The sequence below is a fragment of the Polynucleobacter sp. AP-Kolm-20A-A1 genome, assembly GCF_018688315.1.
Classification (GTDB): domain Bacteria; phylum Pseudomonadota; class Gammaproteobacteria; order Burkholderiales; family Burkholderiaceae; genus Polynucleobacter.
The window spans coordinates 1450473-1467346 of record NZ_CP061315.1; the positions used below are offsets into that span (position 1 = coordinate 1450473).

The following is a 16874-nucleotide window of genomic DNA, read 5'->3' on the forward strand; positions in this document are numbered from 1 at the left end:
ATGAATTTGCGATTTAACCTAAGGCTTTGGTTAACTCTGGTACTGCAGTATTGAGATCAGCGACTAAACCATAATCTGCCACGCCAAAGATTGGCGCTTCTGGATCTTTATTAATTGCCACGATTACTTTTGAATCCTTCATACCCGCCAAGTGCTGAATAGCGCCAGAGATACCTACTGCGATATAAAGCTGTGGCGCAACAATCTTGCCGGTTTGCCCAACCTGATAATCATTTGGAACATAACCAGCATCTACCGCTGCACGTGAGGCGCCCAGAGCAGCGCCCAGCTTATCGGCCAACGGTGTGATCAATTCTTGATACTTTTCACCTGACCCCAGACCACGACCGCCAGATACGATGATCTTGGCAGCAGTCAATTCTGGACGATCAGACTTTGTGAGTTCGCGCCCAACAAAAGAGGATGAGGCTTTGCTGTCAGTTGCAGTCGCTTTTTCAACAGCCGCTGAACCACCAGTAGCAGCTACCGGATCAAAACCAGTAGTACGCACAGTGATCACTTTTACTGGGTCGGCAGACTGAACGGTGGCAATCGCATTTCCTGCATAGATCGGACGCTCAAATGTATCTGGAGAAACTACTTTGGTAATGTCAGATAACTGCGCAACATCCAACTTAGCAGCGACACGTGGCAATACATTCTTACCGTTCGCAGTTGCAGGTGCCAAGATATGGCTGTAGCCGTTAGCAATAGAGAGGATCTGCGCTGCCAAAGGCTCAGCTAATTGATCAGCTAAATTAGCTGCGTCAATTTGAATGACCTTGCGTACACCTGCAATTTTCGCAGCAGCTTGAGCAGCCGCATCAGATTGATTACCAGCAACCAAAATATCTACCTCTGGAGAGCACTGCAAAGCAGCCGCTACCGCATTGAGGGTTGCCGCTTTTAAAGATTGATTGTCGTGTTCAGCAATAACAAGTGCGGCCATTTAGATCACCTTCGCTTCATTTTTGAGTTTTTCTACAAGGGCTGCTACATCAGCAACCATCACGCCAGCAGAACGCTTAGGCGGCTCTTCTACTTTGAGTGTTTTGAGACGCGGGGCAATATCAACACCCAAGTCTTCAGGCTTGACGATATCAATCGCCTTCTTCTTGGCTTTCATGATGTTTGGCAAGGTCACATAACGTGGCTCGTTCAAACGCAAGTCAGTTGTAATAACGGCTGGCAAAGATAGGGCAATGGTTTCCAATCCACCATCGACTTCACGAGTGACAGTAGCTTTACCATCCGCCACCACCACTTTAGATGCAAAGGTTGCCTGTGGAATATCCATCAAGCTTGCCAACATCTGGCCCGTTTGATTACTGTCGTCATCAATTGCTTGCTTACCAAGAATAATGATTTGCGCTTGCTCTTTCTCAGAAAGTGCTTTAAGAATCTTGGCTACTGCTAAAGGCTGCAGTTCAGCATCAGTTTCAACGAGGATAGCGCGGTCTGCGCCAATAGCTAATGCAGTGCGAAGTGTTTCTTGGCACTGTGTTGCACCAGCCGTAACCACAACTACTTCAGTTGCAGTGCCCGCTTCCTTTAAACGCACTGCCTCTTCCACGGCAATCTCATCAAAAGGGTTCATACTCATCTTGACGTTAGCAAGATCAACACCAGAGTTATCTGATTTCACCCGAATTTTGACGTTGTAATCAACAACGCGCTTTACTGCTACTAAGATTTTCATTTGGAATTCTCAATAATGGTTAATGATCTATTTTATCCGGCCTGATACCTAATTCCTAGACATCAATAGCGGTGGCAGATCCAGCCTGTTTACGTAATTCAAACTTCTGAATCTTGCCAGTCGAGGTCTTTGGTAGCTCACAGAACACAATGGCTCTGGGCACCTTAAAGCCTGCCAAATGCTGCTTGCAGTGGGTGATGATCTCGTCAGCTGTAACCTCAACGCCAGGTTTGATTTCCAAGAAAGCGCAAGGTGTTTCGCCCCACTTAGGATCTGGCTTAGCGACAACTGCAGCGGCATTGATTGCTGGGTGGCGATAGAGCACATCCTCCACTTCAACAGAGGAGATATTTTCTCCACCAGAAATAATGATGTCTTTACTGCGGTCTTTCATCTTCACATAGCCATCAGGATTCATGACAGCCAAGTCACCAGAGTGGAACCAACCGCCCTCAAAAGCTTCTTTAGTTGCTTTTTCGTTCTTCAGGTAACCCTTCATGGCGATATTGCCCTTGAACATAATTTCACCCATGGTTTCACCATCGGCTGGAACTGGTTTCATCGTTTCTGGATCCAACACAGAAATCGCTTGTTGCATGTGATAACGCACACCTTGACGAGCATTCAAACGAGCGCGTTCGCCAATATCTAAATCATTCCACTCATCTTGTTTAACGCACACAGCTGCTGGACCATAAACCTCGGTCAATCCATATACGTGAGTTAAGTCAAAACCAAGCTTTTCCATACCTTCAATAATCGAAGCAGGAGGTGCGGCGCCAGCAATCAAGCCCTTGACACCCGCAGGCACGCCCGCCTTGAGCTCATCAGGCGCATTGACCAATAGGTTGTGCACAATAGGCGCAGCACAGTAGTGCGTTACGCCATGCTCTTTAATAGCGGCAAAAATATGTTGCGCATCTACACGGCGCAAGCAGACATTGATGCCCGCACGTGCAGCAATCGTCCACGGGAAGCACCAGCCATTGCAGTGAAACATAGGCAAGGTCCATAGATATACGGGGTGTTTATTAATATCCCAATCCAACACATTGGAAACAGCGTTAATGGCAGCACCACGGTGGTGATACACAACGCCCTTCGGATTACCAGTCGTACCCGAGGTGTAGTTCAGGCAAATGGCTTGCCATTCATCAGCAGGCACTTGCCATGCGAAATTTGGATCTCCTTCAGAAAGTAAAGCCTCGTAAGTGAGTTTTCCTAATTTCTCACCAGGCACATCAAATTCTTTTTCCTCTACATCAATCACTAAAAATTCGCGACCCGAATCCTTCTTTGCAATTTCCAAAGCTTTTTTCATAACGACTGAAAACTCTGGATCCACGATGACTACTTTGGCTTCGCCATGGTTGAGCATGAACGCAACAGACTCAGCATCTAAACGCGTATTGAGTGCATTCAATACAGCGCCAGCCATTGGAATACCAAAGTGGGCCTCTACCATGGGTGGAGTATTTGGCAACATCACCGCTACCGTATCCCCTAAACCGATGCCATGCTTTTGCAAAGCGCTAGCCAGACGGCGGCAGCGCTCATAGGTTTGCATCCAGGTCTGGCGTAATTTGCCATGAATGACGGCTATTTTATTAGGGTAGATCTCCGCAGATCTTTCTAAAAACAAGAGCGGTGTAATCGGGGTGAAATTCGCGGAGTTGCGCTCTAAACCTTGTTCGTAAATATTTGCCATTCTGGACCTTTAATAATCGGTATTACTTTTGAATTTGTTAGATTGATTTAATAAGTTATCTTAAATATCGGCCAAAGCCTTGACGTGTGCCACCACACTCCGACCCAATGCTGATAAGTTGTAACCACCTTCTAAGCAGCTCACGATGCGGTTTTGCGCATATTGCTTAGCGACTTCTTTGAGGCGCTTTGTAATCCACGCATAGTCATCCTCAACCAAACCCATCTGACCTAAGTCGTCTTCTCGATGCGCATCAAAGCCCGCAGAAATAATAATCAGCTCAGGCTCAAAATTACGCAAAGCAGGCAACCAGCGCTCCTCCACGATCGAGCGCACCACATCACCTCGAGTAGCCGCAGGCAATGGCACATTCACCATATTGCTAGCATGATCAAGGCCGCTATAAGGATAAAAAGGATGTTGAAAGAAACTGCACATCATGACATTCGGATCATTGAAAAAGGCAGCTTCAGTTCCGTTGCCGTGATGCACATCAAAATCAATGATCGCCACACGTTCAATACCGTAAGTTTCCATGGCATAACGCGCAGCAATGGCAACGTTATCAAATAAACAAAAGCCCATTGAGCGGGTTGGCTCAGCATGATGGCCGGGGGGACGAACGGCACAAAAGACGTTTTCAACTTCGCCTTTCATGACGGCATCTACGCCAGCAATCGCTGCACCAGCAGCACGAAGAGAAGCTCTATAGGTATGAGGGTTCATGATGGTGTCACCATCAAGCATGAAATAACCACTCTCAGGGGCGCGGTCACGCACAAAAGAGACGTGATCAGGGCTGTGGACTAGCTCAAGCTGATCCTCGGTGGCCAGCGGAGCATCCAAGTGGTGCAAGAAGCGATCAACCCCACTGCGTATCAGCTGGTCATTAATCGCTTGAATTCGCTCAGGACACTCTGGATGATGGCTTCCCATCTCATGTTTCAGAAAGTCTGGATGAGTTATGTATCCTGTTGTCATTACTCAAAAATCCCTAATAGCAAAACTGTAGTTTTTATAATCCAATACAACGTGTTCAATTCTCAAATATCCAATCCCCTGCGCATGAATATTCGCGTCTCCTGCGTATTACTTACTGCAGTGCTTGCGGCCTGTTCTAGCGCCCCAACCCAACAAACTCACCAGCAGCAGCCCATCGTAAACCAGTCTGACGATGCGGTTACTGAGGCCCGTTTTAGCCAAAACTTAAATGAGCTATTGAATCAAGTCTCCCAGACTCAAGAAATACCCCTTTTAGCCCTAGAAACAGGCTTCCTAGATGCTAAAACGATTCCGTCCATACGCAAATTAGTATTACCCCCATCGGGTACTTTTAAGAAAAATTGGCTGGCTTATCGCAAACGCTTTATTGAGCCAGTCAGACTAAAGGCTGGCAGGGCTTTTTGGGACGAGAATCAGGCTTTTTTAAACCAAACCCAGCAAGACTATGGGGTTCCAGCCGAAATCATCGTTGCTATTATTGGTATTGAAACCATTTATGGACGCCAAACAGGCAATTTTCGCGTTAAGGATGTTTTATCTACCCTAGCCTTTAGTTACCCAGAAACCCCCAATAAGCCGGCCAGAGAGCAACTTTTTAAGGACCAGCTCAAGGAATTGATTTTGATGTGCTGGACTGAGGCGGGCGGCAAATTGCCAGCCCACAACGCTAGCCTGGGTATGAACCCATCCCGATTTAGTAGTTGCCTCAACCAAAACAGCTCATATGCGGGCGCTATTGGCTTGCCACAATTTATGCCTAGCAGTATTCGCAACTTTGCAGTGGATGGAGATGGAGATGGGCGCATCGATTTAAAGCAAAGCCCTAAAGATGCGATTGTGAGCGTCGCCAACTTTATGAAGCAACATGGTTGGGAAGCTGGAATGCCAATCTCTTTCCCGGTTCAAACAAATGCTGTACCAGCGGCCAAAGAATTGGCTGACGGTGAGCCGAAATTAAAGTACACAGTACAAGAACTGATTGATCGTGGAATTTTGACAAAGCAACAAGGTGATTTACAAAGCGGTGGTGTTGAACCCCAAAGCAAGGCATTTATTGTGGACTTGCCCTACCCTGATAAAGATGGACTTGATCAAGTGCAATATTTTGTGGGCCTCAATAATTTCTTAACGATTGTTCAATACAACCGCAGTTATTTCTACGCACAAAGTGTTGCTGAATTTGCAGAGGCGCTAGGCTACAAGAATCAAAGTGTTGTACCAGTAGAGACATCTCCAAAGGCGGCAACATCCAAGGCGGGCAATGAAAAGGGTAAGGCTAAAAAATCTGGGGCAAAGAAAAAGACTAGGGCGACCTAAGTCTTAAAAAGGTTTAAGCTGGAAACACCCCTGTAGATAAATAGCGGTCACCTCGATCGCAAACAATAAAGACAATCGTCGCATTTTCAACCTGGCGGGCAATACGCAACGCCACGACCAGGGCACCGCCAGCAGAGATGCCGCAGAAGATGCCCTCTTGTGCAGCTAAGCGACGTGCCATTTCTTCTGCATCGGCCTGCGTGACATATTCGATACGATCCACTCTATCGCCCTGATAAATCTTTGGCAAATATTCAGGTGCCCATTTACGAATTCCCGGAATCTGTGAACCCTCTTCTGGTTGCGCACCAATAATCTGAATCTCAGGATTCATTGACTTGAGATAAGTGGAGACCCCTGTGATGGTTCCAGTGGTGCCCATGGCAGATACAAAGTGCGTGACCTGCCCATCGGTATCACGCCAAATTTCAGGACCAGTGGTTTCAATATGCGCCCTTGGATTATCGGGATTGGCAAATTGGTCTAGCAACCTACCGCGTCCTTCTCTTTGCAATTGCAAGGCGTAGTCTCTGGCAAATTCCATGCCGCCAGAAGCCGCAGTCAAAATCAATTCGGCACCATACGCAGCCATACTTTGGCGACGTTCAATACTCTGGTTCTCAGGCATCACCAAAATCATTTTGTAACCCAGCATGGCTGCAGTCATTGCCAACGCAATTCCTGTATTTCCACTGGTAGCTTCTATTAAGGTGTCACCCGGTTTAATTTCACCGCGCTCTTGCGCGCGCATGATCATCGACAGCGCAGGTCGGTCTTTCACCGACCCGGCTGGATTATTACCCTCTAACTTACCCAGGATGACGTTGCCACGATTCTCATTCTCAAGACCAGGAATACGTTGTAGGCGTACCAAAGGCGTATTGCCCACAGTTTGCGAAATCGTTAGGTAAGAAGGTTTGCTCATAAAGCCATTTTAGCCATAAGCACCACTACACCCGAAAGGGTTTAATTTCGGCGAGTTGACCCCGAACGCTCCGGCTGATGGCGAGCACCAGCTTGACCACGAGAATTGCGTCGACCACTAGCTCCGCCCTCCTTTTTTGCACGCCCATTGGGCTCACGAAAAGAGCTGGGAGCTTCAATTGTGAGGCCGTTATCTACCATTTTCTCAACTGACTTCATGCCGATACCACGCACCCGCTTCTGCAAATCATTGGCATCCTGAAAATGGCCTCCATCCAAACGCTCCGCAATAATGGTTTTTGCTTTAGCTGGACCAATACCTTTAATGCCCTCAAGCTCTGACTGAGTTGCGGTATTTACATTAATTGGGGATGCAGCAGCGCCAAAGGGGACTACCGCAAACGTAAAAGCCAAAGTAGCAGCCCTTACTAGACTTCTGAAATTACTCATATTGAAGTATGTATTCATTCACTCTCCTAAAGTTAATAAAAAACCCACGGACACAAAGTGCGCGTGGATCGTTTACAACGAGAAAGGAAGAGCTTGGTTGACGAGATTAGAGGCCTGGCAACTGAATCTGTATTTTCTGACGCATCGCTAAATTAATGACTCAAGATAAATTGGGCGGCACGTTTCACAAACTCAGACTCCGTTTGATTGAAGCCATGATAGGCAAAGGAATCACAGACATTTCCCTCGCTAATACCGCCCTCAATAATTTCCAATTGAGAAATATATTGAGGAGGCCTGCCCTTAATTACCCTAGAGGTAGCTGCTACCGGAGTACCGACGCATTCATCATCTAGATGATGAATGCCAAGCACAGGCAGACTAACGTCATCATTTAAAGAGGCAGCATTAATAGTCCCAGCAATAATAATTCCAGAAAGTGCGCCTTTTGATGCACCTAATTCATTCGCATAATAAGTGGCTGTGGAGCTACCCATACTATGGCCAAATATCCACACCGGCAAACCAAATTTAGCTTTATAGAACTTAACCACCTCACCCACTCTTGTCAGATGGTCTTGGCGGCCACGTAGATTGCCCCTGCGCAGATCGCCTAAGTCATATGGGCTATCCACTAGCACCGCTGCGATGCCATATTGCTCCCACATCCCCAAAGAGCGAATAAAAGTATGTTTACTTCTTACCGCACCACTATCGGAGATGCCTGCCATGCCACCACCCCCCGGAAATAACAGCACTAGGGCACGTGGTTTTGAGGGTTGGACTAATAAAGTTTTTGTAGGAGCCTCATCTGCATGAGGGACATCAAAAACTTGAGCACTAACACCAAAGCTAATTACCCAGACGGCAATTGCGATGAAAAATTTCATTGGCGGTGTCTTATTTGCTATCCAAAGGATTAGCCAAGAATCCAGCATTAGCCTCAAGCCATTCAATGTAGCGCCCTACACCTTGCTCAACATTCAGGAAGGGCTCTGTGTAGCCAGCAGCTCTAAGCTTAGTTAAATCTGCTTGAGTAAAGCACTGATACTTCCCTCTGAGTGCATCCGGAAACGGAATGTACTCAATGGCCTTTTCTTTGACCAACTCTTGTAGAGTTGCAGGTAAAGCTTTATCGAGCTTACGCATGGCGTTAGCAACTGCATGCGCAACATCATTAAAGGGCTGAGCACGACCGCTACCCAAGTTGAAGATACCGCTAATTTCTGGGTGATCCAAGAAAAATAAATTGACCTTCACCACATCTTCAACTGACACAAAGTCACGACTTTGTTCGCCTGGCCCATAACCGCCATACTCACCAAAGAGTTTTACGTGACCATTGGCTTTGTACTGATGGTATTGGTGAAAAGCAACCGATGCCATGCGACCTTTATGGGATTCGCGAGGACCATATACATTGAAATAACGAAAGCCGACCACTTGAGCAGTATTGGCTTTTTCAGCAAAGCGCTTACGCATCACTTGATCAAATAAGAACTTGGAGTAGCCGTAAATATTGAGCGGCTTCTCATGTTCGCGACTTTCGACGAAAACATCAGAACCCCCATAGGTAGCTGCCGAAGAAGCATAGAGCAACTGCACTTTTTGGGCTGTACAGATATCCAACAAATCCATGGTGTAGCGATAGTTATTCGCCATCATAAAAATGCCATCTGTTTCCATGGTGTCGGAGCAAGCCCCTTCATGGAATACCGCTTTAATTTTGCCTAACTTACCGCTTCTAAAAGCCTCTAAAAACTCATCTTTATCGAGATAATCAATGATGTCTAAATCAGCTAGATTGCGATATTTATCTGCAGGACGTAAATCATCCACAGCAATGATATTTTTCTCACCGCGCGCATTAAGCGCTTGAACAATATTGGCGCCAATAAAGCCAGCAGCTCCAGTTACGATAATAGTCACTGTAATTCCTCTGAAGTAACGGTTGCAGTACCTAATTTACCAACCACAATACCACCAGCACGATTGGCAAGCGCCATCGCTTTTTCTAATGGCCATTTAGCTGCTAAAGCAACTGCCAATGTAGCAATCACTGTATCGCCCGCACCAGACACGTCGAATACTTCCCGTGCTTGCGCCTTTACATGGCTCACACCAGCCTCGGTATATAAACTCATACCCTCTTCAGAGCGCGTCAGCAATAAAGCCTCGAGATTTAATGATTTTCTGAGGTCTTGTGCTTTTTTTGTCAAATCTTCTTCGCTAGTCCAGCTGCCCACCACCTGTCGCAACTCGCTGCGGTTAGGCGTCAAAACAGTGGCACCACGATACTTTTCATAATCTTCACCCTTAGGGTCAACCAAGATCATTTTTTTCTGGGCTCTTGCTTGCTCAATCATGTGGGCAACTTGCCCTAATGCACCCTTGCCGTAATCAGACAGAATCACGACATCTGCAGCGCCAACCAATTTTTCAAAACGCTCCAACTTATGGGCAAGCGCTTTTTCGCTAGGCGCCTCTTCAAAATCTAGACGAATGAGTTGCTGCTGACGAGCAATAACACGCAACTTCACAATCGTTGGAACTTGAGCATCAATTTCAAGCTGACTATCTACACCGCCAGACTTGAGCAACTCAACAACGCGCTTGCCTGGCTCATCATTACCAACGATACCCAAGATGGTTGTATTGGCACCCAATGCAGCGACGTTGCGTGCTACGTTGGCAGCACCACCAAGGCGCTCATCTATTTTGCCAACTTGCACTACTGGTACAGGCGCCTCAGGAGAGATTCTGTTGGTATCACCAAACCAATAACGATCTAACATGACGTCCCCAACTACGAGCAAGCGCGTTTGGGAGAATTGTTCTCGGTTAGCTTTTTCCATGTGCTTTTATATATCTTTTTCTATTTATATAGGCTAGTTAATTATGTCTGCCAATGGCAAAGTACTCAATACCCAAGTCTTTCATGGCTTGTGGCTCATATAAGTTACGGCCATCAAAAATCACTGGGCGAGTAAGTTTTTGCATCACTTGCTCAAAATCGGGGCTACGGAACGCTTTCCATTCGGTAACAATCACCAATGCATCACATCCATCCAAGGCAGCCATCGGATCGGCGACCATAGAAACCTTTTGCAGGCCCGCAGGATTGTCTTTGAAGTCTAAATCTAAGCAATGTTTTGCTTCAGGCATGGCTACAGGATCATGCGCCACTACCGTTGCACCACGCTTAACCAATTCTTGAATAATGACTCGACTTGGTGCTTCGCGCATATCGTCGGTATTGGGCTTAAATGCCAATCCCCACAACGCAAACTTCATATTCGATAAGTCTTTACCAAAGCGCTTGTCAATCTTTTCAACCAAAACGTACTTTTGAATTTCGTTCACCGCTTCAACCGCATCAAGAATCTTTAATTCTCTGCCGTGTTCTTTAGCAGTCTTAGATAAAGCGGATACGTCTTTTGGAAAGCAAGATCCACCGTAGCCAGTACCTGGATACAAGAAACCAAAACCAATACGAGAATCCGATCCAATACCTTGACGTACAGCTTCAATATCTGCACCCACCAAGTCAGCCAAATTCGCCAACTCATTCATAAAGGAAATGCGCGTAGCCAGCATTGCATTAGCAGCATATTTAGTCAGCTCCGCACTCTTCACATCCATGTAATAGGTGCGCTCATGATGACGGTTAAATGGAGCATATAGCTTGCGCATTTGCTCCTTGGCACGCAAGCCAGCAGGAGTATTTTCAGTACCAATCACGATACGGTCAGGGCGCATGAAGTCTTCTACAGCAGCGCCTTCTTTTAAGAACTCTGGATTTGAAACTACCGAGCAAAGATCTAGCGGTAAATTTCTTTTTTCTAGTTCTTCAGTGATAGCTGCTGAAACCTTATCAGCAGTGCCTACTGGAACAGTGGATTTATCAACAATCACCTTAGGTGTTGTTGCATGACGGCCAATATTGCGAGCAGCCGCAACTACATATTGCAAGTCTGCAGACCCGTCTTCGTCTGGAGGCGTGCCTACGGCGATAAATTGAATATCACCATGAGCAACCGAAGCAGCAATGTCAGTAGAGAACTGTAAACGGCCAGCAGCACGGTTACGCTCAATCATTTCCTTTAAGCCGGGTTCATAGATTGGAACGCCGCCAGAATTCAGAATCTCAATTTTTTTAGGGTCCAAATCAAGACAAAAAACATTATTACCTTGCTCGGCTAAGCATGCGCCGGTAACCAAACCTACATAACCGCTGCCGATGATAGTAACTTTCAATTGAACTCCTAATAATTACTCAATATATGGGATTACATTGAAGGGCCGCTAGGGGCGACACCCTCACTTCGTCTTGGGGAGTATGCCTCCCAATGATTGCAACCAGGGCATTGCCAATAAAAACGTCTTGCACGGAAGCCACAGTTGCCACAAGTGTAGCGAGCCAAACTTGTTGTACGTTGGCGCAAAATATTTAAGATGGATTGAAGCTCAATCACCCTCTCTGGATGCGCGCCATTCTCTTCAATCGCTAATCGCGTTTCAGCCAACTTGGATAGAGCACTTAAGCTTGGGGAGTGCTGGATAACCTCAGACAACATGACGTTAGCTGCTTGAGGCCCCCGAATTTTCATGAGCTGCTTGTGGGTGATATCTAAAAGCTCACCAGATGCCTGTGTCTTCAATAGCTCACATAAGCGATCCAAACCTTCATCGGTTTTACCTAGCTCGGTATGCGCCAACATCCAGCGATCAGCCAATAAATGCATATAAGCAGGATGGGAGTTAGCAATTACACTCCAAGCTTCAATCGCCTGGGCTGGACGCTCAGTCGCCATAAAGTAATCGCCCTGCAAAATCAAAGCACGCGCATGGTTCGGAACGGCCTGTAAAGCACGCTGAATAGACTGCTCAGCCTCAGCAAGATCTTTGCGACGCAAAGCATCCTGACCTAACTCACAGTGGAATTGGGCAATCTCAGTTTGATGCGATTTACCTTGCAAGCTTTCTAACTCGGTTGCAGCAATGATGGCTTTTTTCCAATCACGCTCCACCTGATACATCTCTAAAAGACTTTCTTTAGCGGGCACCGCAAACTTGCCTTCACCCACGCGATTTAAAGATGACTCAGCACGATCCAATAAACCGGCACGTAAGAAGTCACGACCTAATTCGTATGCAGCATGATCGCGATCTCGAGGCTTTAAATCATCGCGATTCGCTAGGTGCTGATGAACCTTAATGGCGCGTTCAGTTTCGCCGCGGCGACGGAATAAATTACCTAAAGAAAAATGAAGTTCAACAGTTTCAGGGTCCAGTTGCGCAATCTTGACTAAAGTTTCAATCGCTTGATCTGGTTGTTCATTCAATAAGAGGCTGAGCCCTTTAAAGGTAGAGCGTTGCTGACGCATGCGCTCACGCTCATCCATGCGATTTTCAAGACGCAAATCCCAACGCGCAGCCATCCACCCAACACCAAACATGATGGGCAATAGCAATAACCAAGATGTGGATATCTGAATCATGCTTTGCAGGATTTAAATAAAAAAATGGCCCGAATGGACCACTGAGGTTTAGCCTGAGTACTAGGCACCAGAACCCTCTTTGGGGCCCGCCTGCTTCAATGGCTTGTAATCAACACGCTCACGCAACTCTTTGCCTGGCTTAAAGTGCGGAACACGTTTTTCTGGAATCAATACCTTCTCACCCGACTTAGGGTTACGACCGGTGCGCGCAGGACGATGATGAAGTACAAAACTTCCGACGCCGCGCAGCTCGATACGCTTTCCCTCTGCCAAAGCATGGGTCATTGTGTCCAGCAATGTTTTTACCGCCAACTCCACGTCCCTAGGCAGAAGTTGCGGAAACTGTTCCGCAAGGCTCTCCACTAGTTCGGAGCGGGTAATTGCTTGTTGCTCTTGATCTGTCATGATCTATCAATAAAAAATCGCCGCTCCCCCAATGGAAAGCGGCGATATTGATTTAGCCTTGATTGTCCAATTTTGCTTTTAACAAAGCACCCAAATTGGTTGTGCCAGACTGCGCATCACCTTGGAGCTTGCTCATTGCATCTTGTTGATCAGAGCTGTCTTTTGCTTTAATTGAAAGATTGATTACGCGTGACTTGCGATCAATATTGATGATCATTGCAGTTACGCTGTCGCCTTCTTTCAATACATTGCGTGCATCTTCAACGCGATCTGTTGAGATCTCAGAAGCACGCAAGTAAGCTTCAACTTCATCAGCTAAGTGAATAGTTGCACCCTTAGCATCAACCGCTTTCACAGTACCAGTTACGAGGCTACCCTTGTCGCTGACAGATGTGTAGTTGTTGAATGGGTCACCAGACAATTGCTTGATACCGAGAGAGATACGCTCTTTCTCAACATCGATTGCCAATACAGTGGCTTCAACTTCATCACCTTTTTTGTATTTCTTAACAGCTTCTTCGCCTGGCTCATTCCATGAGAGGTCTGAGAGGTGAACTAAACCGTCGATACCGCCAGGCAAGCCAATGAACACACCAAAGTCAGTGATTGACTTGATTGCACCAGAAAGCTTGTCGCCTTTTTGCTGTGAACGTGAGAACTCTTCCCATGGGTTTGCTTTGCACTGCTTGATGCCCAAGCTAATACGACGCTTGTCTTCATCAATATCCAGAACCATTACTTCAACTTCGGTTCCTAATGCAGTAGCTTTGCTTGGAGCAACGTTCTTATTGGTCCAGTCCATTTCGGAAACGTGGACCAAACCTTCGATACCAGACTCGATCTCAACGAATGCGCCGTAATCAGTCAAGTTGGTTACCTTGCCGAATAAACGGGTATTTGGTGGGTAACGACGAGCGATACCAACCCAAGGATCATCGCCAAGCTGCTTCACGCCAAGTGAAACACGGTTCTTCTCTTGATCGAACTTCAAAATCTTCGCGGTAACTTCTTGACCAACAGTCAACATCTCGCTTGGGTGACGCACACGACGCCATGCCAAGTCAGTGATGTGCAAGAGGCCATCGATACCGCCGAGGTCAACGAATGCGCCGTAATCAGTGATGTTCTTAACGAGGCCAGTAACAACAGCGCCTTCTTTAAGATTAGACATCAACTTAGCACGCTCTTCACCTTGGCTAGCTTCAACAACAGCACGACGTGACAACACTACGTTGTTACGCTTACGGTCAAGCTTAATAACCTTGAACTCCATCGTCTTACCTTCGTAAGGGCTGGTGTCTTTGATTGGGCGTGTATCAACGAGTGATCCAGGCAAGAATGCGCGGATACCGTTAACCATTACAGTCAAGCCGCCTTTAACCTTACCAGTAACAGTACCGGTAACGATCTCAGCTTGCTCGAGAGCTTTTTCCAAGTTCATCCATGAAGCTAAGCGTTTTGCTTTGTCACGGGAAAGGATTGTGTCGCCATAGCCGTTCTCAAGAGCGTCAATAGCAACAGAAACGAAATCGCCAGGAGCTACTTCAATCTCGCCAGCGTCGTTATGGAATTCTTCAACAGGAATAAACGCTTCAGACTTTAAGCCAGCGTTAACAACGACGAAGTTATGGTCGATGCGAAGAACTTCAGCCGAAATAACTTGGCCGGTCTTCATATTCGATCGGGTTAATGATTCTTCAAATAATTCTGCAAATGATTCAGACATGTGTATTCACTTTTTGCCGTCAGAAGGCCCGACGGGTTAGGTTAAAAAAGTCTTAAAGAAACACGCTAAGGAAAAGGTCGCGTTGTGGGGTTTCTTAAGACGCCAAAACTACTACGTACAACTCACTACTTACAAAGCTAAGCAATCGAAGATTGATACCAATCCAAAACTGTCTTAACTGCTTGATCTATCGACAAATCTGACGTTTCAAGCACTTTTGCACCATCTGCAACTAACAAGGGTGCGGCACCTCGACTACTGTCTCTGGCATCGCGCTCTTGCAAATCCTGCAGCAAGTCCTCAAGTTTAGCAGAAATTCCCTTAGCTATCAATTGCTTATAGCGACGCTCGGCCCTGGCGGCGGCCGTTGCAGTGAGAAAAACCTTCAAAACTGCGTCTGGGAATATAACGCTGGCCATATCCCTGCCATCAGCCACTAAGCCTGGTAACTGACGAAAACTGCGTTGCAGACCTACTAATGCAGCCCTGACCTCTGGATGAACGGCTAAAGCAGATGCTCTAAGGCCGATATTTTCTACGCGAATGGCGTCCGTAACATCCTCGCCATTGAGGAAAATTTGACTATTTTTAAATGAAATCAATAACTTAGGGACTAAAAGACCTAATTCTGGGCCGTTTTTGACATCAATTCCCTGTTTTTCACTGGCCAAAGCCACTAAGCGGTAAAGAGCCCCGCTGTCCAAATAATGAAATCCAAGCTTCTCGGCAACTAAAGAGGCAACGGTGCCTTTGCCTGAAGCGGTAGGTCCGTCAATCGCGATGACCGGTGGAAGAGCCATAAAAATAGGTCCGGCTTAGTTCACCACTTTCGCAAACTCAGCGAAGTAGGTAGGGAATGTTTTTGCTACGCAGTTGGGATCATTGATCTTGAGGGCATTCGGACCAAACGCCGCAAGTGAGAAGCACATCGCCATACGATGGTCATCGTATGTATCAATACCTTCGCTCGGAGTCTTCCAATCGCTTACAGATGCTGGGGCTTGCACAACAATGTAGTCGGTGCCTTCCTCAACGATCGCGCCAACTTTTTTTAATTCTTTTGCCATGGCCGCAATGCGATCTGTTTCTTTTACACGCCAACTTGCAATACTGTTTAAGCGAGTTGGGCCTTCTGCAAATAATGCAGCAACAGCTAGAGTCATCGCTGCATCGGGAATCTCCGTGCAATCAATCGTAATGCCATTGAGTTTGCCATTAGTATTTTTCACACCAGCAACCTCAATCCAATCTTCGCCTGCAGTAATCTTTGCGCCCATAAGGGCAAGTGCATCAGCAAAAGCCACATCACCTTGAATGCTATCTTTGCCAACACCCAGAACCCGCACAGGGCCGGCACCAATAGCACCCAGAGCCAAGAAGTAAGAGGCAGATGAGGCATCACCTTCAACCGACAACTGACCTGGGCTCTTGTAAACCACATTCGATGTTTTTGCTGGAATGACAAACGATTGCATATCAGGGCAAGCTACCGTGACGCCAAAACGCGCCATGAGCTTCAAAGTGATATCAATGTATGGACGAGAAATCAGTTCGCCAACTACTTCAATGCGCACCGGCTCATTTGCAACCAACGGCAAAGCCATCAGCAACGCTGTTAAAAATTGGCTAGATACATCGCCGCGAACTTTAACAACATCCTTAATCTGAATATCTGCCGCAGAAATGTTGATTGGGGGATACCCATCTTGCAATTCATAATCGATCTTCGCACCCACTTGGCGCAAACCATCAACCAAATCACGAATCGGTCTTTCGTGCATGCGTGCCACACCAGATAAACGATAGTTGCCGCCTTGCATCGCAAGGGCTGCAGTAAGTGGACGAATCGCAGTACCTGCATTACCCATAAAGAGGTCCGCTTCGCGCACAGGAAATTGACCGCCACACCCCTCAACTACACAAACATGATTTTCTTGATCGGTAACCGATAAACCCAACTGACGCAATGCATTACGCATTACCTGCGTGTCATCAGCATCCAGCAAATTCTTCAGAGTCGTTGTGCCGGTAGATAGCGCAGCTAGTAGTAGAGCGCGATTAGAAATGCTCTTTGAGCCCGGCAACACAATCGAGCCTTGCGCTCGCGTAAATGGCCCAATACTAATATCTGGCAAACCACTC

15 protein-coding genes and 1 pseudogene are annotated in these 16874 nt (G+C 46.8%); 1 reads left to right on the forward strand and 15 read right to left on the reverse strand.

From position 1 onward, the window contains the following. Window positions 1–13: 13 nt before the first annotated feature. The 4 genes from C2745_RS07240 to C2745_RS07255 are packed head-to-tail and all read right to left on the reverse strand — an operon-like array spanning window position 14 to window position 4388. Complete coding sequence (locus tag C2745_RS07240) at window positions 14–949, reverse strand: electron transfer flavoprotein subunit alpha/FixB family protein (RefSeq protein WP_215383789.1); 936 nt, start codon at window positions 947–949, stop codon at window positions 14–16. Next, window positions 950–1699: an electron transfer flavoprotein subunit beta/FixA family protein gene (locus tag C2745_RS07245; protein WP_215383790.1), complete on the reverse strand. Its 750-nt coding sequence runs from the start codon at window positions 1697–1699 to the stop codon at window positions 950–952. It lies immediately after the preceding gene. 55 nt (window positions 1700–1754) lie between these two features. After that, window positions 1755–3407, reverse strand: a complete 1653-nt coding sequence (locus tag C2745_RS07250) for an acyl-CoA synthetase (protein ID WP_215383792.1) — start codon at window positions 3405–3407, stop codon at window positions 1755–1757. A gap of 60 nt (window positions 3408–3467) precedes the next feature. Then, on the reverse strand, window positions 3468–4388 hold the full coding sequence (locus C2745_RS07255; RefSeq protein WP_215383794.1) for a histone deacetylase family protein: 921 nt from the start codon (window positions 4386–4388) through the stop codon (window positions 3468–3470). A gap of 84 nt (window positions 4389–4472) precedes the next feature. Here C2745_RS07255 and C2745_RS07260 point away from each other — a divergent pair, with 84 nt between their 5' ends. After that, a complete protein-coding gene (locus C2745_RS07260; RefSeq protein WP_215383796.1) occupies window positions 4473–5726 on the forward strand; it encodes a lytic transglycosylase domain-containing protein in 1254 nt (417 codons plus the stop codon). Between the two features lie 13 nt (window positions 5727–5739). Here C2745_RS07260 and cysM read toward each other — a convergent pair whose 3' ends face one another. The 11 genes and pseudogenes from cysM to aroA all read right to left on the reverse strand — a co-directional run bounded on the left by cysM (window position 5740) and on the right by aroA (window position 16867). Next, window positions 5740–6651 (reverse strand): cysteine synthase CysM, encoded by a 912-nt coding sequence (gene cysM, locus C2745_RS07265; protein WP_215383798.1) that lies wholly within the window; start codon window positions 6649–6651, stop codon window positions 5740–5742. Between the two features lie 41 nt (window positions 6652–6692). Further along, on the reverse strand, window positions 6693–7118 hold the full coding sequence (locus C2745_RS07270) for a helix-hairpin-helix domain-containing protein (protein WP_215383800.1): 426 nt from the start codon (window positions 7116–7118) through the stop codon (window positions 6693–6695). A 134-nt stretch (window positions 7119–7252) separates the two neighbouring features. Further along, window positions 7253–7990, reverse strand: coding sequence for an alpha/beta hydrolase (locus C2745_RS07275; protein ID WP_215383802.1), 738 nt, complete (start codon window positions 7988–7990; stop codon window positions 7253–7255). A gap of 10 nt (window positions 7991–8000) precedes the next feature. Next, on the reverse strand, window positions 8001–9029 hold the full coding sequence (gene rfaD / locus C2745_RS07280; protein ID WP_215383804.1) for an ADP-glyceromanno-heptose 6-epimerase: 1029 nt from the start codon (window positions 9027–9029) through the stop codon (window positions 8001–8003). Beyond that, entirely contained in the window at window positions 9026–9955 is a 930-nt protein-coding gene (gene rfaE1 / locus C2745_RS07285) for a D-glycero-beta-D-manno-heptose-7-phosphate kinase (RefSeq protein WP_215383807.1), read from the reverse strand. The genes rfaD and rfaE1 overlap by 4 nt, the downstream gene beginning before the upstream one ends. Window positions 9956–9992: 37 nt before the next feature. Next, complete coding sequence (locus tag C2745_RS07290; RefSeq protein WP_215383809.1) at window positions 9993–11357, reverse strand: UDP-glucose/GDP-mannose dehydrogenase family protein; 1365 nt, start codon at window positions 11355–11357, stop codon at window positions 9993–9995. A 32-nt stretch (window positions 11358–11389) separates the two neighbouring features. Then, window positions 11390–12601 (reverse strand): lipopolysaccharide assembly protein LapB, encoded by a 1212-nt coding sequence (gene lapB / locus C2745_RS07295; protein WP_215383811.1) that lies wholly within the window; start codon window positions 12599–12601, stop codon window positions 11390–11392. Between the two features lie 66 nt (window positions 12602–12667). Further along, window positions 12668–13006 (reverse strand): annotated as a pseudogene (locus tag C2745_RS07300) (integration host factor subunit beta); the annotation flags it as partial. A 52-nt stretch (window positions 13007–13058) separates the two neighbouring features. Beyond that, window positions 13059–14732, reverse strand: a complete 1674-nt coding sequence (gene rpsA, locus C2745_RS07305) for a 30S ribosomal protein S1 (RefSeq protein WP_215373695.1) — start codon at window positions 14730–14732, stop codon at window positions 13059–13061. Window positions 14733–14869: 137 nt separating this feature from the next. After that, a complete protein-coding gene (gene cmk, locus C2745_RS07310) occupies window positions 14870–15532 on the reverse strand; it encodes a (d)CMP kinase (protein ID WP_215383813.1) in 663 nt (220 codons plus the stop codon). Window positions 15533–15547: 15 nt separating this feature from the next. Then, window positions 15548–16867, reverse strand: coding sequence for a 3-phosphoshikimate 1-carboxyvinyltransferase (aroA, locus tag C2745_RS07315; RefSeq protein ID WP_215385655.1), 1320 nt, complete (start codon window positions 16865–16867; stop codon window positions 15548–15550). Window positions 16868–16874: the final 7 nt, after the last annotated feature.